The following is a 20,194-nucleotide window of genomic DNA, read 5'->3' as shown; positions in this document are numbered from 1 at the left end:
CTAGCCCAGGTTGAGCCTGGCCCCCTTGCTCAGGCCGGAGTCGTGCACCTCGATGCCCGCCGGCTCCAGGTCCTTCGGCAGGTCGAACACCAGCGCGCCGGTGAACGACTGGCCCGCCTCGATGCGGATCGGGGTGATCTCCTTGCCGCCCTTGTCGAGCAGCTTGGTGCCGCCGTGCAGCTCGTCGTCCTCGTCGATCAGCTTCTGCTGGCCAGGGTAGAGCACCCTGGCCTCCTCGCCGATGTTCCTGACCTGCACGCCGACCTGGCACGTACGCTTCTGCGCCTCCTCGGCGGGCTTGGGGCACTTCGTGCTCGTCACGGCGAAACGCAGCTTGCCGTCCTGCACCGGCCCGTCCTCCCCGACGGCCGGGGAGCGGAGCAACCAGGCGACCAGGGCCAGCAGCACCACCATCACCACGACCGCGATCACCACGACGGTCAGGCAGCCCGAGAACACGCCCCGCTTGGGGCGGCCCGGCCGGTAGCCCGGCAGCGGCCCCTGGCCCGTCTGGTGGGGGAGCGGTCCCTGGCCCGTCTGGTGAGGGAGCGGCATCTGGCCGGCCGCGTGCGGCGGCGGCACCTGCGCGGGCCGCGGCCTCTGGGGCGCGCGCCCGCTGCCAGGCAACGGCCCGGTGCGCTCAGGGGACGGCGGCTGCTGCGGCCCCCGCGACGTCCCGGGCACGGGCCCGGTGCGCTCGGCAGGATGCGGCGCGTGGCCGGACCCCGGCAACGGCCCGGTGCGCTCGGCGGGCGGCGGCTGGTGCGGGCCCCGCGACGTCCCGGGCGGAGGACCCGTGCGTTCGGCCGGGTGTGGCGCGTGGCCGGACCCCGGCAACGGCCCGGTGCGCTCGGCGGGCGGCGGCTGTTGCGAGCTTCGCGAGGTCCCGGGCCGGGGACCGGTGCGCTCTGCAGGGGGTGGCTGTTGCGGGCTCCGCGATGTCCCGGGCCGGGGACCGGTGCGTTCGGCGGGGGGCGGCTGCTGGGGCGCGCGGGCCTGGGGCGGCCGGGGGGCGTGGCCGGTGCGGTCGGGAGGCATCGGAGGCGGCATCAGCGGGCCGAACTCCGACGGGTTCCACGCGCTGGTCAGGTGTTTGGTGGCGGCGAGCTGCGCGGCCGGCTCGTCGGCCGCCTCCACCAGCTCCAGCAGCAACTGCTTGGCCGTCGGCCGCCGCGCCGGGTCGGGGTGGATGGCCGCCGCCACCAGCCGGTCGAGCGGCGCGGGCAGCCCCCGCAGGTCCGGCGGCGCCTGGCGGGCCCTGGCCGCCATCACGTACGCGTCCCCCTCGCCGAACGGATGCCCGCCCAGCCCCGCGTACGCGATCAGCGACCCCCACGCGAACACGTCGCCCGCCGGGCTGGTGCGACCCTCGAAGACCTGTTCGGGAGCGATCCATCCGGGCGTGCCCATGACCATGCCGGCGTTGGTGTGCCGGGCGTTGACGTGCGTCGAGCGGGCCAGCCCGAAGTCGATGACCCGCGGCCCCGCCAGCGTCAGCATCACGTTGGCCGGCTTGAGGTCGCGGTGCACGAGCCCGGCCGCGTGGATCGCGGTCAGCGCGGCGGCGACGCCCACGGCGGCGGCGTGCAGCACGGACGGCGACAGCGCGCCGTGCTCGATGAGATGGTCTTCCAGGGAGATGCCGTCGATGTACTCGGTGACGAGGTAGAGGACACCCCGGTCCTCACCGTGGTCGAGCACGCGCGCCGTGCAGAACGAGGCCACCTTGCGCGCGTTGGACACCTCTTCGTTGAACCGCGCCCGGTAGACGGGGTCGGCGGTGAAGTCGCGCCGGATGGCCTTGAGCGCCACCCGGGGACCTTCGGCGGGCTTGGCGAGGTAGACCACCCCCATGCCGCCGGAGCCGAGACGGCTGATCAGCTCATAGGAGCCGATCGCCGGCGGATCTTCCGGCTGCAGAGGAGTGCCTCCGGAGCGCCCCAACGTCGCCGTCCTCTCGCCGTCGTCATCCCGTCTCAATCCGAACCGTTCCTCCTGCCGGCCCGGCCTGGGTGGCAACCCGCATCTTTCCGCCGCCCGGCATCCCGTTTGTACCCCCAGACTCTAACGGAGGAAGGGGCTGCCCGTCGGCCACTAGCCCTGAGCAGGGTCGCGCCGCGGCGGGCGCATCGTCACCCGGAGCCGCGAAAGATCGATCGTGTGCGGCAGGGGCCGGTGGGGTGACAGCAGCCGCCCGACGGGCTTGGGACGGGCCGCGCGCAGGATGGCCGAGAGGAAGGCGGTGCCGACCGCGAGCGTCAGGTGCATGCCGTCGCAGCCGGGCCTGGCCCACCACTCGTCGGCAGCGGTGCCGTCCAGCCAGATCTCGGGGGTGAAGGTGTTCGCGTACGGCAGGCGCGGGCTGCGCTGGTGCACCGCGATCGGCACGACCACGGTGGTGCCGGGGGGCAGGGCGGTGCCGTACCACTCGGTCTCGGTGGTCGTGACCCGCGACACCGCCGGCACCGGCGGCCACAGGCGTAGCCCCTCGCGCAGGCAGGCGCGCAGGTGTTCCGGGTCGCGGCGGGCCGTTTTGCGGTGCGTCGGGTGGGCGGCCAGCAGCGCCAGCGTCTGGGTGATGCCGGCGGCGGTCGAGCCGAGGCCCATCAGCCAGTACGCGGCCTGCATGAGCCCGCGCGACTCGGCCTCCGGCGTCTCCGCGATCAGCCCGGCCAGGCTGCCCGGCTCCGCCCGGCGCAGGTGGTCGATGATGCGGGTGTCGTAGCGGCCCGAGAGGATCTCCCTGCGCCGCCGCGCCCGCCAGCGGCCGGCCCGCGTGACGCGCCGCAGGAGCCGGCTGAGCTCCTCGTCCTCGGCGGCGCCCTCGCCGTACACGCAGCGCCTGGCCACGCGCTGCCAGCACGCGCTGACCCGCGCGTGGTCCACCACGCCGCCGGTCAGCTCCTTCGCCTCCTGCCCGGCGATCTCGATGAAGCGCGGGCGCAGCACGTCGGTGGGCAGGCCGAAGGGGCGTTCCTCCAGCGTGGGCGCGTAGGAGTCCTGGGACAACACGCGCAGGGCGTCACGCTTGGACATGACGAGCAGGGCCGGGCCGCGCAGGCCGCGCACCAGCACGGGACGGCCGCCGAAGCGGGATTCCAGTACGGCCAGGAGCGCGCGGGCGCGCATCGGGTCGCGGCCGTGCGTGGCGTGCGGCGTGCCCGGCGGGACGAGGGTGGCCGCCAGGCGCAGGCTCTCCAGCACGGTGGCCCTGGGCAACCCCCTAGGCACGCGGAGCCTCCCGCTGAGCGGGTGGGACGTTCATGCCTCGATGTGATCGCTCAGGGACCCGCGACCGCAATCCGGGGTTTCGGTCAATGGAACACTTCCGGCTTCAAGATCGGCCGGTGTTCCGATGACCGGAACGCCTCACACACTCAGGAGGCTGGCCGAGATGGCCTGGGCGGCGCCGCGTACGGAGATGCCCAGCTTGGCCAGCGGCGCCAGGTGGGCGGGCGCGGCCACGCCGAGCGACATGCAGATCCGCCCGCTGGGGCCGAACACCGGGGCGGCCACGCAGGCCACGCCCTCGGTGTACTCCTCCTGCGAGTAGGCGATGCCGTACCTGCGGACCTGGGCCAGCTCCCGTTCGAGCCCGGCCAGGGTGGTGATCGTGCGGCGGGTCAGCCGCTCGAACGTGCCGCGCGCCAGCAGTTCCTGGCGCAGCTTCGGGTCGAAGGCCAGCAGCGCCTTGCCGGTCGCCGTGCAGTGCAGCGGCGCCCGGTCGAGGCCGTCGGAGCGCGAGTCGACGCGGTTGTGGCCGTACAGGCGCTCGACGTAGCGGGCCTCCAGGCCCGAGGGCACGGCCAGGTTCACCGTCTGACGGGTGGTCTCGTACAGATAGAGCAGGTACGGCAGCACCCCCTTGCGGGTGCCCGGCACGCTCGCGCGGGTGATGCCCGCCATCGACTCCAGCAGCTCGCCCGGCAGGTAGGCGTTCCCCACCCGCCGGGCCAGCTCTCGTGAGCACAGCACGCCCAGGATCCGGTGCGCGGTCGACTTGGGCAGCCCCGTGCTCCGGCAGAGCTGCGACAGCGTGACCGGACGGGAGGCCGCGCTGAGCGCGAGGAGGATGTCGATCCCCCTCTCCAGGCTGCCTGGCTGGGACGCGGGGCGCTCGTCAGGAACCATGTGTGCTTGGCTGGCCGTTTCCGTCGGCATCAATGTCCCTTTCGCTCTCCGAGTAGCGGAAGGGGCTTCCCGGGGCTGCGGTTTTCCAATTGCTGGCCTACCCGGCTGCCGCGCGGTGATACCCGCTCAGTGACGAGCGATGATCTCCGCGTACACGGAGACCGCCACCTCGCCCGGCGTTCTGGCCCCAATGTCCAGACCCGCCGGAACGTGCACCCGCTCGCCTCCTTCCACGCCCGCCAGCACCGCCGTGCCGCGCCTGCGGCTGGCGATCAGCCCGATGTACGGCACGCCCTTGTCCAGCGCCTCCCGCAGCACCGGCTCCTCGCCCACGCCGTGCGAGGCGACCAGCACGGCCGCGGTGTCGTCGGCGATGGGCTCGGCGCCGGGTCCCGTGCCCGTCTCGACCGTGTACCCGAGCGCCTTCCCGACCGCGGCGAAGGCCCGCGCGATGGGGCTGTCGCCGTGCACGCGGACGAGCGTGGGCGGCAGCACCGCCTCCAGGAAGATCTCCAGGGTGCCGCCGGACAGGCACGGCTGGCCCACCGCGACCAGGCCCTCCTCCTCGTGCGGCTCGTCGGCCTCCGGGGTGATCCGCAGCAGCGTGGCCTGCCCGGTGCGCATCAGGCGCAGGCCCTGGGCGCGTACGGTGTCGGTCGCGCACGTGCCGCCGACGAAACCCTCGATCGTCCCGTCGGGCAGCACCAGCGCGCGGTCGCCGGCCTTGGCGCTGGTGGGCCGCTGCGCGCGCACGACCGTGGCCAGCACGTACGGCTCCCGCCCCGACCGCAGCCGCGCCACCCGGGTGTCCAGGTCGGCGACCGGCCGCGGCCGAGACGGCATACCGAGGAATTCGGTCACAGGCCCTCCTTCGTCGATCCTGTGACCGAGGCGCGGCGTCTGATGGCTCGCTCCCTTGGGTCGCTCACGGGATCGCCAGGTCCGTGCGGAACGGGTCGCCCTGGATGACCCGCCACACGTTCGCGGGCGTGAGAGGCATGTCGGCGTGCCGCACCCCGTACGGCGCCAGCGCGTCCACCACGGCGTTGACCACCGCCGCCGGAGACCCGACCGTGGCCGACTCCCCGACGCCCTTGGCCCCGATCGGGTGCGTCGGCGAGGGCGTCACGGTCTCGCCCAGCTCCCACGACGGGCACTCCATCGAAGTCGGCAGCAGGTAGTCCATGAACGAGGCGCCCAGGTGGTTGCCGTCCTCGTCGAACGCCATCACCTGCATGAGCGCCATGCCCACCCCGTCGGCCAGCCCGCCGTGGATCTGCCCCTCGACGATCATGGGGTTGATCCGCACGCCGCAGTCGTCCACCGCGACGAACCTGCGTACCTTGACCTGCCCGGTGCCGGCATCGACGTCCACGGCGCAGATGTAGGCCCCGAACGGATAGGTCAGGTTCGGCGGGTTGTAGACGGTGACGGCGTCCAGGTGACCTTCGACGCCCTCCGGCAGCTCCAGGTTCGAGTGCGCGGCCAGCGCGATCTCGGCCAGCGACTTGCCGGTGCCCGGGTCGCCCACCACCGACCACTTCCCGTCGGCCCACTCCAGGTCGTCCGGCGACGCCTCCAGCATGGCCGCCGCCACGATCTTGGCCCGGTCGCGTACCTTCCTGGCCACGATCACCGCGGCGGCGCCGGAGACGGGGGTGGAGCGGGAGCCGTACGTGCCCAGGCCGAACGGCGTCTGGTCGGTGTCCCCGTGCACCACCTCCACGTCGTCGGCCGAGATGCCCAGCTCCTGCCCGACGATCTGGGCGAACGTGGTCTCGTGCCCCTGGCCCTGCGACTGGCACGACACCCGCAGCACCGCCTTGCCCGTCGGGTGCACGCGCAGCTCGGCCCCGTCGGCCATGCCGAGGCCCAGGATGTCCATGTGCTTGCGCGGGCCCGCCCCGACCGCCTCGGTGAAGAAGCTGACCCCGATGCCCATCAGCTCGCCCCTGGACCGCTTGTCGGCCTGCTCGGCACGGAGCTTGTCGTAGCCGATCATGTCCATGGCCAGGCGCAGCGCCTTGGGGTAGTCGCCGGAGTCGTACTCCCAGCCGGTGGGGGAGGTGTAGGGAAACTGCTCCGGCCTGAGCAGGTTGCGCATGCGCAGCTCGGCCGGGTCCATGCCCAGCTCGGCTGCCAGCACGTCCACCATGCGCTCGACCAGGTAGACGGCCTCGGTGACGCGGAAGGAGCAGGCGTAGGCGACGCCGCCTGGGGCCTTGTTCGTGTAGACGCCGGTGACCTCGCAGTGGGCGGCCTCGATGTCGTAGGAGCCGGAGAAGACGTGGAAGAACCCGGCCGGGAACTTGGTCGGCTGCGCGGTGCCGTTGAACGCGCCGTGGTCGGCCAGCACCTTCACCCTGATCGCCTGGATCTTGCCGTCGCGGGTCGCGGCCACTTCGCCGCGCATGTGGTAGTCGCGGGCGAAGGAGGTGCTCATCAGGTTCTCGGAGCGGTCCTCCATCCACTTGACCGGGCGGCCGGTGACGATCGAGCCGACGATCGCGCAGACATATCCTGGATAAATCCCGACTTTGTTGCCGAAGCCGCCGCCGATGTCCGGGGAGATCACCCGGATCTTGTGCTCGGGCAGCCCGGCCACCATCGCGTACAACGTCCGGTGGGCGTGCGGCGCCTGCGTCGGGCACCAGATGGTCAGCTTGCCCGTGACCTTGTCGAAGTCCGCCAGCGCGCCGCACGTCTCCAGCGGGGCGGGATGCACGCGCGGGTAGAGCATGTCCTGCGCGACCGTGACCTCCGCCTGCGCGAAGAGCGTGCCCGTCCGCGCCTTGTCCCCGGCCTCCCAGTCGAAGATGTGGTTTCCCGTACGCCCTTCGAGATCGTCCCTGATGACCGGGGCGTCCGGGTCGAGGGCCCGCCTGGCGTCGATGACCGCGTCGATGGGGTCGTACTCGACGTCGATCAGCTCCAGCGCGTCACGTGCCGAGTAGGGGTCCTCGGCCACCACGAACGCGACCTCCTGCCCCTGGAAGCGCACCTTGTCCGTGGCCAGCACCGCCTGCGTGTCCTGCGACAGCGTGGGCATCCAGGCCAGGTTCAGCCCCTCCAGGGTCTGGCCCGTGATGACGGCCTTGACCTTGGGGTGGGCCTCGGCGGCGCTGGTGTCGATGGAGACGATCGCGGCGTGGGCGTGGGGGCTGCGCAGGATGGCTCCGTACAACATGCCGGGCAGGCGTACGTCGTCGGTGTAGTTGCCGCGACCGCGGATGAACCGCGCGTCCTCTTTGCGGTGCATTCGCCCATAGCTCATGACTTCGCCTCCGTCTCGGCGGCCCACCTGATCGAGCGGACGATGTTCTCGTAGCCGGTGCACCGGCAGAGCTGGCCCGAGATGGCCTCGCGGATCTGGCCCTCGTCGGGGTCGGGATTGCGGTCCAGCAGCGCGCGCGCCGTCAGCAGCATGCCCGGCGTGCAGAACCCGCACTGCAGCCCGTGGCACTCCACGAACCCCTTCTGGACCGCGTCCAGGTCGCCGTCCCGCTCCAGCCCCTCCACCGTCGTCACCTCGTGCCCGTCGGCCATGACGGCCAGCACCGTGCACGACTTGACCGGCACGCCGTCGAGCTGAACCGTGCAGACGCCGCAGTTGGAGGTGTCGCAGCCCCAGTGGGTGCCGGTCAGGTCCAGCTCGTCGCGCAGGAAGTGCACGAGCAGCAGCCTCGGCTCGACGTCCCTGGTGTACGGCTGCCCGTTCACCGTGACCGTGATCCGCATGTCAGATCCTTCCCGCTGCGTCGGTCAGCGCGCGCCGGGTCAGCTCGGCGGCCAGGTGGCGTTTGTAGTCGGCGGGCCCGCGCTGGTCGGGGTGCGGTGCGCAGTGCTCGGCGGCGATCCTGCCCGCCTGCGCGAACGCCTCCTCACCCGGGGGCCTGCCCTCCAGGTACGTCTCGGCCTCGGGGGCGCAGAAGTGCTCGGCCCCCACCGCCGTCAGGCCGATGCCCGCCTGCGCGATCAGGCCGTCCGCGATCCGCAGGACCGCCCCGGCCGCCGCCACGGGCCAGTCGCCGACGCGCCGCTCGACCTTCTCGTAGGCGCTGCCGGTGCCGGGCGCGACGGGCACGCGGAGCTGGATGAGGAGTTCGCCGGGCTCGACGGCGGTCTCGTAAGGACCCTGGTGGAATTGTCTGACCGGAACCGTACGGGTGCCGCCGGGTCCCTGGATGACCGCGGTGGCCCGCAGGGCCGCGAACACGGCCGACAAATCCTCAGAAGGATCCCCTTGGCACAAGGAGCCGCCAACGGTCCCCCGATTTCGTACTATTGGGTCAGCTATAACGCGCTCAGCATCCCGAAATATCGGGAAAAGGTCGGTCGCGGTCGTGCTCTCTAGCAACTCCGCGTGCCGCACCAGCGCACCGATGACCAGCTCGTCGCCCTCGACCGCGATCCGCCCCAGCTCAGGGGCCAGACCATTGATGTCGATCAGCGCCTCGGGCTGGGCCAGGCGCAGCTTCATCATCGGGATGAGGCTGTGCCCGCCTGCGACGACCCTGGCCTCGGGGCCGTAGCGCTCCAGTAGTTCGAGCGCGTGCGGCACACTGTCCGCTCTCTCGTATTCGAATCTCGCGGGAACCTGCATGACAGCACATTGCTGTTACCGATTTGTCGCGACAATCCACAAATAAGGGATTCCTTAATACGGTCCGGAGAACTATGAAAGAGGCGTGACCCTCAGCCAGCTCGGCGCGTTCGTCTTCGTCGCCCGCCTCGGTTCCGTCAAGGCCGCGGCCCGCGCGCTCGGCGTCAGCGAACCCGCCGTCTCCCAGTCGCTGGCCCAGCTCCGCAGACATCTCGGAGACCCGCTCGTGACCCGCTCCGCCGACCGGATGGTGCTCACGGAGGGCGGCCGCCGCCTGCTCGGCATCGCCTCCCAGATCGTCGCCCTCGGCGCGGAGGCGGTCGCCGCCGTCCAGCCCGGCCACCCCGCCCGGCTGCACGTGGTCATGGACGCCGGCCTGGCCGAGTACGTCGCGGGCCCCCTGCTCTGCCTCTTCACCCAGCGCAAGCCCGTGGACGCCACCACGGGCGTCGCGGCCACCGCCGAGGTGCCGCTCCTGCTGTCCAGCCGCCTGGCCGACGTCGCGCTCGGGGCGCAGACGGCGGGGGAGGGGCTGGCCAGCCGCCCGATCCTGCGCTGCCGCCTCATCGTCGTCGGCTCCCCCCGTGGCAGCCGCGACCACTGGCTCGTCGGCCCCTCGGGCACCGACCCGGCCAGCGACACCAGCCGGTTGCTGCGGTTGTTACGGGTGCAGGAGTCCCAGGTACGCGTCTTCGCGAACCAGACGGCGGCCTGGAAGGCGGCCGCCGAGGGCGTCGGCGTCGCCCCCGCCACCGCTCACCTGGTCGCCTCCCAGTTGCGCAAGGGCTCACTGGTCCCCATCGAGACCCCCGCGACCCCGCTGGCCGCGTACTGGTACGCCACCACCCTCGAACCGCCGAACCGGTCGGCGGTGGCGGGCGCCTTCCTCGACTTCCTCACCACACCGGCGGCCACCCAGACAATGCGCACCCCGGACGACGGCATCCCCCGCAGCCGCTTCCGCCCTCCGGTGCACGTGTCGATCTGGAGTTAGTACGCCGTGAGCCCAGCCGACGTGACCGACCGGTCGCCGTGGAACCCCGGCCTCAGCCGCCACCAGGTGACGACCACCAGGCCGACGGCGATGAGCCCGTAGCCGTCCTGCACGATCTTCCCGAGGACGAGCGCCGGCACCTGCGTCGGCTGCGCGGCCAGCACGGCGACGCCCAGGTAGGGGATGGGGATGGTGAAGGCGAGCCAGAGGGAGGCCGCGCCCAGGTCGCGTCTGGCGGAGGTGCCGTCTTGCAGGAGTGCCGCGATGGTGAGGATGATCCACGTGTAGTGGTGGATCCATCCGACCGGCGACAGCAGCGCGGTCAGCAGTCCGACGACGGAGACCGCCGCGATCTCCTGCCGGGTGGACCAGAGCAGGTGGGCGGCGCGGAAGCCGATCACGCCGACCACCGTCACCAGGATCGTCCACAGGATGCTGGTGAGGCCGCTGTCCAGGTACAGCCGCAGGAGCATGCCGCGGATCGACTGGTTGGTGGTGGCGTTGTTGGCGCCGACGCGGCCGCTGTCCAGCAGGGCTCCGAACCAGAAGCGGGCCGTGTCGTCGGGGATCACCACGAAGGGGATGAGCATGAGCATGGCTGTGGTGACGCCCGCCGCCGCGGCGGCGGCCCGCCGGCCGGTGATCCACAAGTAGATGATGAACAGCCCGGGGGTCAGCTTGATCGCGGTGGCCAGGCCGATGAGCACGCCGCGTGGCCACCAGGGGGCTTTGATCGTGCAGTCGAGCAGGCACAGCATGGTCAGCAGGATGCCGACCTGGCCGAAGCGCACCTGATACTGCATGGGCAGCAGATACGCCGAGGCGATGAACAGCACCGCGAACGCCGCCGGCCGCCACTGCCCGGCCTTGCGCAGGAACGGCCGGAAGGCGACGGCGAGGACGACCGCCAGGCACGCGAAGATCCCCGCCGTCCAGAGCCACTGCACCACCGGCCAGGGCAGCGCGGCGAGCGGGGCGGCCAGCAGCGCGGCGACAGGTGGATAGGTGAAGGGCAGTAGTTGCGGGGCGGGCGTGAGGTAGTCGTAGATCGCCCGGCCCTGCAAGAAGCTCTGCCCGCCCTCGCGGTAGACCGCCAGGTCCACCAGTCGCTGATCGTCCGGGTTGGTCAGCCAGTGCAGCACCAGCGGGGCGATCGCGGCGACGGTGACGAGGACGGCGCACGTCCAGGCCACGACCGGCAGGAGGCGCCGGATCGGCGTCCGCCGCCCTGGTACGGTCACCCGCCGCCTGGCCTTCCCACGCACGGTGACTACCTCCGGTCGAGATGGGGAAATGTGGACCGGCCGCCGGGGAGGTGTGTTATCACCCGTGGAGCGATCACACGGTGTTGGAGGCGGCCGACCGTCACGGAGGCATCAGCTTAATGTGCAGTGGACCATTCGCGACATCAGCTGACGTCGATGGGGTACCAGTCGCCGTTCCAACTGACTGGGATATCACGTTTGTACGTACCCCATTCCAACGGGTCGCTGGGGCTCATGATTGTCCCGACCTCGATGTCGACCTTCCCCTTCCAGTAATAGCCGTGGACGCGGGTCCAGCGTATTTTCCCATTTGCCGAGTTGAGGGCGAAGGCATTCGTGCAGACACGCTTGTTGCGTTCGTTGTTGCCGCACACTTTCGCCTGGCTCTGTTCCCGTCCGCTTTTGATGGTGATGCGCTGCCCGTTCGGCCCCACTGCGTAACCGGATGCAGGTACGGCAACGTGTCCCGCGAGCATGATGATGGCTGCGGCGGCCACCGCGCCGACCGCTCGGGAAAAGAACGCGTATTTTTCCACCAATGCCCTCAAATCGCCTTGCCTTGCCGGAGCACTTCCGTCTGTAAATTCACACATCGCGTTCGCTGTGTCAACGCGGAGGATATTTGCGTGCCGAGATGATGGTCGCTGGGGGCGTGTCTTAATTCCTGTCATTCGAAGTTTTCCATTTGCGGCAACTGTGGCAGTTATTAAGACAAAGGCGATTAATGTGCATTAAATGGCAAGGATGCAGTCATGCGCCGCCTATGTGGCGGGTCGCCGGATTTTCGAATTGGTCCGGACGATCGGTGTTGCGGCGTCAGCAGCCGTGATCTGGACGTAAGCCCCTGCGGTGGTTTGAAGTCGCATACCGGTTTTGAGCTGGCCGGCGTCGCCGCAACAGGGTCACGAAGAGGCGTGGGCAACATCCGGCGGCCGGGATCACCGTTGTGGTCCTGGTCGATCTCTCTGATCGCCAGTGCGGAACGGGTCGTGGAAGGGTGATACGGATGTCCGGTGAGGGCTATCGGGTGTTGCTTCAGGCTCGTTCCTGGAGTCGTGAGCTCCGACCTAAGGGCTTCACATGGGATCAGATCGCCGATGTGATCGCGCTCACCCACCATGTGAATCCGTTGCGGCTCTACCGGCTGGCGCATGGCCGCACCGCCGCTGATGTGGTGGGAGTGGTCAACGACGCCGATCCGGCGGGCACGGCCGCGCTGCGGGACTCGCGACATTACGACTATGAGGGGTGGCCGCAGGCGGGGCGCCGGCCGCCCGCACCGCTGCTCGTCGAGCTGGCGAGGATCTATCAGACCGCCACCCAGAGGCTGCTGCCCGAAGAGGCTGTGGCCTCGTACAAGAAGTGTGATCGCGGACTGATCAGCGGCGCGGACTTCCACCACCTCGATGTCAACCGGCCCGCAAAGCCGGACCGGGACAGTCGTGTCACCGCGGAGGGGGATGAATGGAGCACGTTCCCGGGCACGACCGCAGTGGACGCGCCCGCCTGCGTCCGGCTGCTGCGCGCCATCGACGTTGAGGAGACCGACATGAGGCGAAGGGAACTGCTCTTCGAACTGGCGCTGGTGTTCGGCGGGGGCGGGGCGCTCGAACTGCTGAGGGTGCTCACCTCGGAGGAGGAAGAGCGTCTGGCCGGAGTGCTGCGCGACAGCCGGCGACTGGACGAGGCCACGGTGAGTACGTTCGAGAAGCTGACCTCGCACGCGCGCAAGGTGGACGAAGTGTCCGGCCCGGCGACGTTGTCCAGCGCGATCCACGGGCAGCGGGCCGCTGTCGAAAGGCTGTTGGCCCGGGAGGCGATGCTGCCGGGCCTGCGTGACAGGCTTCTCAACAACTACGCCCAGATGTCGCAGTTGTCTGGCTACTTCGCCTACGATCTGCGCGATTACGCGGCAGCGGAAAAACGACTGTCTGATGGCCTGCGCGCGGCACTCGATCTCGGGGACCCGACGCTGGTCGGATACGTGCACTACTGGATGGGCAGGATGGCCGCCGACCAGAACCGGACGGCTGCCATCTGGGATCACGCCCTTGCTGTTCAGAGCTGGGCCGCCAGATCTCCGAGCAAGCTGCTGACACCGTTGTGCGAATCGCTGTTCTCTCTCGCCCACGCTGCCGAGGGAAATGCTGCGAGGAGTGTCCGCGCGCACGAAAGAGCACTCGCGTCGGCGGAAGCGCCCAAGGACAACGAACCGGCGTTCCTGCATTGGGTTTCGCCCACGGCTGTGGAATCAAGGAGGACCGGTTTGCTGGTCCAGCTGAATCAGCCCCGAGACGTCATAGCGGCTGCCGAGTCCTATCTGGCAGGTATAGCACGAAGTTCAAAGGGATCATGGAGTGGTCTGGCCCACGAGATTGGTCAGGCGAAGCTCCAGTTGGAGCCCTGGGCGAACACCACCTACGTCCGTCAACTGGACGAGACTCTGCGATCCTGTGGACTCACGCGGGTCGACCTAATCCCCCAAAGCCGTTCCTGAGCAGATAATGCCATGAGCCGAGACATAGGACTACCCGGCTCATGGCATGTGCAAGATGCTGCGTTACTTGAGGGCCGCGGCCTCCGCGGCCAGCTTCTCCACGCGGCCCCAGTCCCCGGCCTTCAGCGCGTCCGCCGGGGTCAGCCAGGTGCCGCCGACGCAGCCCACGTTCGGCAGGGCGAGGTAGTCGGGGGCGGTGTTCACGCGGATGCCGCCGGTCGGGCAGAACCGTACGTCCGGCAGCGGGCCGCCGATCGCCTTGAGGTAGGGGATGCCGCCCGCGGCCTCGGCGGGGAAGAACTTCAGCTCCTTGATCCCCCGCTCGGCCAGCGCCATCGCCTCGGACACGGTGGCCGCGCCCGGCAGGTACGGGACACCGCTCGAGTCCAGCGCCTCGACCAGCGACAGGGTCGTGCCCGGCGAGACCAGGAACTTCGCCCCCGCCGCCACGGACGCAGAGATGTCGTCGGTCGTCCGGATCGTCCCCGCGCCCACGGTCGCCTCGGGCACCTCCTCGGCGATCCTGGCGATGGCCTCACGTGCGGCGGGCGTGCGCAGGGTCACCTCGATGACCGGCAACCCACCGGCCACCAGCGCCCGGGCCAGCGGAACGGCCGTCCCGGCGTCCTCGATCACCACGACGGGGATCACTGGGGCGAGATCGAGCAGGCTCATGGGTTTCTCCTCGTCGGCCAGGCTTACGGCCGTCTAGTCATGTACAACGCAAAATGTCCGCGACCGGCGCTCTTCCGGGGCGCCCGCCTCGCGGGACGCGCCCGAGAGCCGCCGCGCGACGTCCGGTGCGGGTCGCGGCGGGGTTCACCCCACCAGCTCCCGCCGCGCATGCTGGCTCAGCCAGGCCGCCGCGCCCGTGAGGGCGGGCTGGGGCGCGACGATCAGCACGGTTCCGATGGCCGCGAGATAGGCGGCCATGTCGGGATTGTCCTCGAACCGCGTCCGGAAGCTACTGGTACGCACGCGTTCCACGATACGTGGCAGCACTCCGCCGCCCAGGTACACCCCACCCCGGGCCCCCAGGGTCAGGGCCACGTCGCCGGCGAAACTGCCCAGCATCCCGCAGAACACCTCGACCGTCTCCGCGCACAACGAGTCGTCCACCCGGGCCACGATGTCGGAGGCGTTCAGGTCCGGCGCGCTGACCCCGTTGACCTGGGCCAGCGCCCGGTGCAGGCGTACCAGGCCAGGCCCGGACAGCACGTGCTCGGCCACCACGTGCGGCAGCCCCTGCGACTGCAGCGCCCGTACGACCTCGACCTCCCGCCGCTCCACCACCGGCACCGTGACGTGCCCGCCCTCGCTGGGGATCGGCGTCCAGCCGTGCTCGGCGGGCACCAGCCCGCCCACGCCGAGCCCGGTTCCCGGCCCGAGCACCGCCTTGACGCCGTGGCAGGGCATCGGCCCGCCCAGAGACATCAGGTCGTCGCCGTCCAGGTGGGGCAGCGACACGGCCAGCGCCTCGAAGTCGTTCAGCAGCCGCACGTACGGCACGCCGAGGTCGCGTACGGACCCGGCCCACGCCGAGTTCGTGAGCCGGTACCGGTCGCCGTCGATCGGCCCCGCCAGTGCCAGGCAGGCCGCCCCCGGCCGCACTCCGCCCGAGTGTTCCGCGAGATAGGCGGCTACGGCTTCGGGGAGGGTGGCGTAGTCGGCGCCGGCCAGGACCGCGACGTTCGAGGGGCGCGCTCCGAGCGAGGTGACCAGGCCGAACCGGGCGTTGGTCCCCCCGATGTCGGCGACGAGCCACGGCAGGTCCAGGGCACTCACCGCATACCTCCGGCTGTCAGGGCGGCGTCAAGATCGCTCGCCATCATCCGAAGGATGCCATGGTCGTTCACGTTCTCCACGCGGGCGTCACCGGGCCAGTCCGGCCGGTGCGCCGACCGGCGCGCCCGTCTCCAGGTGCGAGGAGCCCGCCTCTGCGGGGAAGCCCAGGCCGGGGCCGTGGTGCGGCGACTCGGCGCCGCTCACCCCGAAGATGCCCGCGCCCTGCTCGGCGTGCCCGGCCATCCGGCGGAAGGTGGCGAACAGCTCGCGCCCCGTGCCGACCCACTGCGCGTCGCTCAGCGGCCGGCCCTCGGGCGTGCGCCTGGCCAGCTCCTCGGCGGGCACCAGCACTTCCAGCGTGCCCGCCGCCGAGTCGAGCCTGATCACGTCGCCGTCGCGCACCAGCGCGATCGGCCCGCCGTCGGCCGCCTCCGGCGACAGGTGGATGGCCGCGGGCACCTTGCCGGACGCGCCCGACATGCGGCCGTCGGTGACGATCGCCACCCGCTGCCCGCGGTCGAGCAGCACGCCCAGCGGCGAGGTGAGCTTGTGCAGCTCGGGCATGCCGTTCGCGCTGGGTCCCTGGTAGCGGATGACCGCCACGAAGTCCTGGCCGTTCAGCTCGCCCGCCTCGAACGCCTTCAGCAGGTCGAGCTGGTCGTCGAACACCTTGGCCGGCGCCTCGATGACGAGGTGCTCGGGCTTGACCGCCGACACCTTGCTCACGGCGCGGCCGAGGTTGCCCTCGACCATGTGGATGCCGCCGTCCGCCGAGAACGGGTCGGCGGCCGGCCGCAGCACGTCCAGGTCGGAGCTGCCGCCCTTGACGGGCTCCCAGACCAGCTCGCCGTCGATCAGCGACGGCGCCTCGCGGTAGCGGTCGAGGCCGCGGCCCGCCACGGTCAGCACGTCGGCGTGCAGCAGCCCCTCGTCGAGCAGGTCGCCGATGAGCACCTGCATGCCACCGGCGTCGCGGAAGTGGTTCACGTCCGCCTGGCCGTTCGGGTAGATCTTGGTGAGCGACGGCACGACCTCCGACAGGCAGGCCAGGTCGTCCCAGGTCAGTACGATGCCCGCGGCCGCCGCCATGGCCACCAGGTGCAGCGTGTGGTTCGTGGACCCGCCGGTGGCCAGCAGGGCGACGCAGGCGTTCACGATGGACTTCTCGTCGACCAGCTCGCCGATCGGCGTGTACTCCGAGCCGTGCGCCGTGATCTCCGTCGCCCGCCGCCCGGCCGCCTCGGTGAGGGCGTGGCGCAGCTCGGTGTGCGGGTTGACGAACGTCGAGCCCGGCAGGTGCAGGCCCATGACCTCCATCAGCGCCTGGTTGGAGTTCGCGGTGCCGTAGAAGGTGCAGGTGCCGGGGGAGTGGTACGACTTCGCCTCGGCGTCGAGCAGCTCGACCCGGTCGACCTTGCCCTCGGCGAAGAGCTGGCGGGTGCGCGCCTTGACCTTGTTCGGCAGGCCCGAGGTCATGGGGCCGGCGGGCACGAAGATCGCGGGCAGGTGACCGAAGTGCAGCGCCCCGATGAACAGCCCCGGCACGATCTTGTCGCACACGCCCAGCAGCAGGGTGGAGTCGAACATGTCGTGCGACAGCGCGATCGCGGCCGCCATGGCGATCACGTCGCGGCTGTACAACGACAGCTCCATCCCCGCCCGGCCCTGCGTGATGCCGTCGCACATCGCGGGCACGCCGCCCGCCACCTGCGCCACGCCGCCGGCCTTGCGCACGGCCGCCTTCAGCTCCTGCGGGTAGGTCTCGTACGGCTGGTGGGCGGACAACATGTCGTTGTAGCTGGTCACGATGGCGACGCCGGGCTTGGCCGTACCGCGCAGGGCGGGCTTGTCCTCGGCCGAGGCGCCCGCGAAACCGTGCGCGAGGTTCGCGCAGCCGAGGTGCGCCCGCGCCGGCCCCTTCGCCCGCGCGGCCTCGCCGTCGCGGCGGATCCGGTCCAGGTACGCGGCGCGGCTGGCCGAGCTCCGCTCGGCGATCCGATCGGTTATGTCCTGGATTACGCGATTCACAGTTCCTCCTCGTGCCAGGCGCGCCCGCTGCGGCCGAGCAGTTCGTGGGCTCCGGCGGGGCCGGTGGTTCCGGCGGGGTAGGGCTCGGGCAGGGCGTCGCCGGCCTTCCAGGCGTCCAGGATCGGGTCGATCCAGCGCCAGGCCGCCTCGACCTCGTCACGCCGCATGAACAATGTCGGGTTCCCGGCCAGCACGTCGGTCAGCAGCCGCTCGTACGCCTCCGGCACCCGCGCCGTGAACGTCTTGCCGAAGCTCAGCGACATCGGCACCGGCTTCAGCGTCACCTCGCCCGCGCCCGGCTCCTTGGCCATGATGTGCAGCTCGATGCCCTCCTCCGGCTGCAGTCGCAGCACGAGGCGGTTCGGCGCGCCGCCGGGGAAGATGGAGTGCGGCACGTCCTTGAACTGCACCACGATCTCCGAGCGCCGGTACGGCATCCGCTTACCGGTGCGCAGGTAGAACGGCACCCCCGCCCACCGCCAGTTCTTGACCTCGGCCCGGATCGCGGTGAACGTCTCCACCCTGCCCGACGCCTCGGTCGGCGGCGTGGAGCCGGGCTCGTCGAGGTAGCCCGGCATGTCCCCGGCCCCGGTGTACTGCCCGCGCACGGTGAACCGGTCCACCTCGCCACCGGTGATCGGCCGCAGCGCCTGCAGCACCTTGACCTTCTCGTCCCTGATGGCCTCGCGGTCGTTGCGGGCCGGCGGCTCCATCGCGGTCAGCGTCAGGAGCTGCAGCAGGTGGTTCTGCACCATGTCGCGCAGCGCGCCCGCGTGGTCGTAGTAGCCACGGCGGCCGGGCGTGCCGACGGTCTCGGCCGCGGTGATCTGGACGTGGTCGATCCACAGGGAGTTCCAGATCGGTTCGAGGAAGGCGTTGGCGAAGCGCAGGACCAGCAGGTTCTGCACCGTCTCCTTGCCCAGGTAGTGGTCGATGCGGAAGATCTGGCGCTCGTCGAAGATCGCGCCGACCTCGTCGTTGATGCGCCGCGCGCTCGACAGGTCCTGGCCCAGCGGCTTCTCCAGCACCACGCGCGAGCGCGGCGTCACCAGGCCGGCCTCGTGCACCTCGCGGCAGAAGGGGCCGAACGTCCTGGGCGGGCTGGCCAGGTAGAAGACCCGGTCGCGCTGCTCGTACTCGGCCAGCATCCCGGCCAGCGTGCCCCACCCGGACCTGTTCTCGCCGCCGACGTCCACCGACACGTGGTGCAGGCGGCCGAGGAAGCGCTCCCACACGGCGAGGTCGTCGATCGGGACGCTGTCGCGTACCTCGGCGTCCACCTTGCCGCGGAAGTCGGCGTCGGTCAGGCCGCCCCTGGACAGGGCGATGACGCGGGTCTCCGGGGCGAGCCGGCCGTCCCTGTCGCTGTGGTAGAGCGCGGGGAGCAGCTTGCGCATGGACAGGTCGCCGGTGCCGCCGAAGACGACGAGGTCGGCGAGATGAGCAGGGCTGGGGGTTGGGGTGGTGGACACGGTTAGGGACTCCGATGATCTACCAAGCAGGGACAGAACGGACACTAACGAGAGTTTGGGTCGTACGCAAGCGTAGTTTTGGCATCTGAGATACAAAAGTAGAGACTTTTCATGACACAACCCCATGTGGTTCACTTAGCCGATGCCACGACGTTCCGCTACCGCGCTTGCCACAAGTGGCGAGGTGCTCCGCCTCATCCGCACCGGTGAGGCCGTGACGCGGGCCGACCTCGGCCGGGTGACCGGCCTGTCGCGACCCGCGGTGCAGCTGCGCGTCGGTGAGCTGCTGGAACGCGGCCTCGTCGTCGAGCGGAGCGACGCCCCGTCCACGGGCGGGCGGCCGCCGGTCCGGCTGGAGTTCAACGCCTCCGGCGGCGTGGTGCTGGTCGCGGCGCTCGGCGCCAGCCGTACCAGGGTGGCCGTGTGCGACCTGGGCGGGCGCGAGCTGGCCGGGCGCGAGTTCGCCATGGACGTGGAGCAGGGGCCCGACACCGTGCTGCCGCTGCTCATGGACACCTGGGACGACCTGCTCGGCGACCGGCCGCGGGCGATGATCAGGGGCGTCGGGATGGGCGTGCCGGCCACGGTCGAGTTCGCGCAGGGCCGTACGGAGAGCGCCCGCGTCATGGCCTCATGGACCGGCGTGGTGATCCCGCCGATCATCCGTGCGCGCTTCCCCGTGCCCGTGCTCGTGGACAACGACGTGAACGTGCTGGCCATCGGCGAGCACCGGGGCACCTACCCCGAGCTCGACGACCTGATGTTCGTGAAGATCTCGACGCGCATCGGCGCGGGCGTGATCGCCGGCGGCGGCATCCTGCGTGGCGCGCTCGGAGCGGCCGGTGAGATCGGGCACATCCCCGTGCTCGACGGCGGCGGCGTGTTGTGCCGCTGCGGCAACTACGACTGCGTCGACTCCGTGGCCAGCGGCACCGCGCTGCTACGGGACCTGCGGGAGCGCGGCAAGGACGTCAAGACGATCGCGGACGTGACGACGCTGGTACGCGCGGGAGACGCCGAGACGATGGCCACCGTCCGCGAGGCCGGCCGCCGCATCGGCGAGGTGCTGGCCGGGGCGGTCAACATCCTCAACCCGTCGATGGTGGTGCTCGGCGGGGACGTCGCGGAGGCGTTCGGCCCGCTGGTGTCCAGCATCCGTGAGGTCGTCTACCGCCGCTCCACGGCCCTGGCCACCCGCCGGCTGCGCATCGAGCCGAGCCGGCTGGGGGCGGGGGCGGGCATCAGCGGGTGCGCCGTGATGGTGCTGGACCACGTGCTCTCACCGGAGGCCGTGGACGAGACCATGACGCTCACGGTCCTGCGCAGGGAACGCGTGACCGAAGCGGGCTGACGCCTCGCACCCCCAGTGGTCGTTCTCCAAGCCCCACCAGGCTTCGCCGATGCCGCTCTGCCCGGTCA

General features: G+C 70.9%; 16 protein-coding genes. 3 read left to right on the top strand and 13 right to left on the bottom strand.

Annotation, left to right across the window (positions count from 1 at the left end; all coding sequences use genetic code 11):
* The 7 genes from ACFPZ3_RS38065 to ACFPZ3_RS38035 form a co-directional block, all read right to left on the bottom strand.
* Positions 1-1,980 (bottom strand): protein kinase domain-containing protein, encoded by a 1,980-nt coding sequence (locus ACFPZ3_RS38065; protein WP_379519189.1) that lies wholly within the window; start codon positions 1,978-1,980, stop codon positions 1-3.
* Between the two features lie 114 nt (positions 1,981-2,094).
* Positions 2,095-3,231 (bottom strand): cytochrome P450, encoded by a 1,137-nt coding sequence (locus ACFPZ3_RS38060; RefSeq protein ID WP_379519188.1) that lies wholly within the window; start codon positions 3,229-3,231, stop codon positions 2,095-2,097.
* A gap of 138 nt (positions 3,232-3,369) precedes the next feature.
* Complete coding sequence (locus tag ACFPZ3_RS38055; RefSeq protein ID WP_379519187.1) at positions 3,370-4,131, bottom strand: IclR family transcriptional regulator; 762 nt, start codon at positions 4,129-4,131, stop codon at positions 3,370-3,372.
* A gap of 126 nt (positions 4,132-4,257) precedes the next feature.
* On the bottom strand, positions 4,258-4,992 hold the full coding sequence (locus ACFPZ3_RS38050) for an XdhC family protein (RefSeq protein WP_379519186.1): 735 nt from the start codon (positions 4,990-4,992) through the stop codon (positions 4,258-4,260).
* Between the two features lie 64 nt (positions 4,993-5,056).
* Positions 5,057-7,405, bottom strand: coding sequence for an aerobic carbon-monoxide dehydrogenase large subunit (locus ACFPZ3_RS38045; RefSeq protein ID WP_379519185.1), 2,349 nt, complete (start codon positions 7,403-7,405; stop codon positions 5,057-5,059).
* Positions 7,402-7,869, bottom strand: coding sequence for a (2Fe-2S)-binding protein (locus tag ACFPZ3_RS38040; RefSeq protein WP_379519184.1), 468 nt, complete (start codon positions 7,867-7,869; stop codon positions 7,402-7,404). Before ACFPZ3_RS38040 ends, ACFPZ3_RS38045 begins: the two co-directional genes overlap by 4 nt.
* A 1-nt stretch (position 7,870) precedes the next feature.
* A complete protein-coding gene (locus ACFPZ3_RS38035) occupies positions 7,871-8,734 on the bottom strand; it encodes an FAD binding domain-containing protein (protein ID WP_379519183.1) in 864 nt (287 codons plus the stop codon).
* Between the two features lie 85 nt (positions 8,735-8,819).
* Here ACFPZ3_RS38035 and ACFPZ3_RS38030 point away from each other — a divergent pair, with 85 nt between their 5' ends.
* Positions 8,820-9,728 (top strand): LysR family transcriptional regulator, encoded by a 909-nt coding sequence (locus ACFPZ3_RS38030; RefSeq protein ID WP_379519182.1) that lies wholly within the window; start codon positions 8,820-8,822, stop codon positions 9,726-9,728.
* On the opposite strand, the gene ACFPZ3_RS38025 is transcribed toward ACFPZ3_RS38030, so the two are convergent.
* Together ACFPZ3_RS38025 and ACFPZ3_RS38020 are read right to left on the bottom strand one after the other, a co-directional pair.
* Positions 9,725-10,993 (bottom strand): glycosyltransferase 87 family protein, encoded by a 1,269-nt coding sequence (locus ACFPZ3_RS38025; protein WP_379519181.1) that lies wholly within the window; start codon positions 10,991-10,993, stop codon positions 9,725-9,727. The genes ACFPZ3_RS38030 and ACFPZ3_RS38025 overlap by 4 nt on opposite strands.
* A gap of 143 nt (positions 10,994-11,136) precedes the next feature.
* Entirely contained in the window at positions 11,137-11,529 is a 393-nt protein-coding gene (locus tag ACFPZ3_RS38020; RefSeq protein ID WP_379519180.1) for a hypothetical protein, read from the bottom strand.
* Positions 11,530-11,999: 470 nt separating this feature from the next.
* Here ACFPZ3_RS38020 and ACFPZ3_RS38015 point away from each other — a divergent pair, with 470 nt between their 5' ends.
* Positions 12,000-13,490 (top strand): hypothetical protein, encoded by a 1,491-nt coding sequence (locus tag ACFPZ3_RS38015; RefSeq protein WP_379519179.1) that lies wholly within the window; start codon positions 12,000-12,002, stop codon positions 13,488-13,490.
* A 63-nt stretch (positions 13,491-13,553) separates the two neighbouring features.
* Here the strand turns inward: ACFPZ3_RS38015 and eda are convergent, their stop codons facing one another.
* The 4 genes from eda to zwf form a co-directional block, all read right to left on the bottom strand.
* The gene (gene eda / locus ACFPZ3_RS38010; protein ID WP_379519178.1) at positions 13,554-14,165 is read right to left on the bottom strand and encodes a bifunctional 4-hydroxy-2-oxoglutarate aldolase/2-dehydro-3-deoxy-phosphogluconate aldolase; all 612 of its coding nucleotides are present in this window, start codon (positions 14,163-14,165) and stop codon (positions 13,554-13,556) included.
* 144 nt (positions 14,166-14,309) lie between these two features.
* Positions 14,310-15,275, bottom strand: coding sequence for a glucokinase (glk, locus tag ACFPZ3_RS38005; protein ID WP_379519177.1), 966 nt, complete (start codon positions 15,273-15,275; stop codon positions 14,310-14,312).
* An 87-nt stretch (positions 15,276-15,362) separates the two neighbouring features.
* The gene (gene edd, locus ACFPZ3_RS38000; protein WP_379519176.1) at positions 15,363-17,303 is read right to left on the bottom strand and encodes a phosphogluconate dehydratase; all 1,941 of its coding nucleotides are present in this window, start codon (positions 17,301-17,303) and stop codon (positions 15,363-15,365) included.
* Positions 17,300-18,775 (bottom strand): glucose-6-phosphate dehydrogenase, encoded by a 1,476-nt coding sequence (gene zwf / locus ACFPZ3_RS37995; RefSeq protein ID WP_379519175.1) that lies wholly within the window; start codon positions 18,773-18,775, stop codon positions 17,300-17,302. The genes edd and zwf overlap by 4 nt, the downstream gene beginning before the upstream one ends.
* Before the next feature lie 142 nt (positions 18,776-18,917).
* Here zwf and ACFPZ3_RS37990 point away from each other — a divergent pair, with 142 nt between their 5' ends.
* On the top strand, positions 18,918-20,126 hold the full coding sequence (locus tag ACFPZ3_RS37990) for an ROK family transcriptional regulator (protein WP_379519174.1): 1,209 nt from the start codon (positions 18,918-18,920) through the stop codon (positions 20,124-20,126).
* Positions 20,127-20,194: the final 68 nt, after the last annotated feature.

This window comes from Nonomuraea insulae (assembly GCF_042656245.1).
This window is presented reverse-complemented; position numbering and strand designations above follow the sequence as displayed.

Bases quoted from the DNA above. Each gene is read 5' to 3' on its own strand.
- ACFPZ3_RS38055 (WP_379519187.1), bottom strand. From the start codon at position 4,131: ATGGTTCCTGACGAGCGCCCCGCGTCCCAGCCAGGCAGCCTGGAGAGG.
- ACFPZ3_RS38040 (WP_379519184.1), bottom strand. From the start codon at position 7,869: ATGCGGATCACGGTCACGGTGAACGGGCAGCCGTACACCAGGGACGTC.
- ACFPZ3_RS38045 (WP_379519185.1), bottom strand. From the start codon at position 7,405: ATGAGCTATGGGCGAATGCACCGCAAAGAGGACGCGCGGTTCATCCGC.
- eda (WP_379519178.1), bottom strand. From the start codon at position 14,165: ATGAGCCTGCTCGATCTCGCCCCAGTGATCCCCGTCGTGGTGATCGAG.
- ACFPZ3_RS38015 (WP_379519179.1), top strand. From the start codon at position 12,000: ATGTCCGGTGAGGGCTATCGGGTGTTGCTTCAGGCTCGTTCCTGGAGT.
- ACFPZ3_RS37990 (WP_379519174.1), top strand. From the start codon at position 18,918: ATGCCACGACGTTCCGCTACCGCGCTTGCCACAAGTGGCGAGGTGCTC.
- ACFPZ3_RS38035 (WP_379519183.1), bottom strand. From the start codon at position 8,734: ATGCAGGTTCCCGCGAGATTCGAATACGAGAGAGCGGACAGTGTGCCG.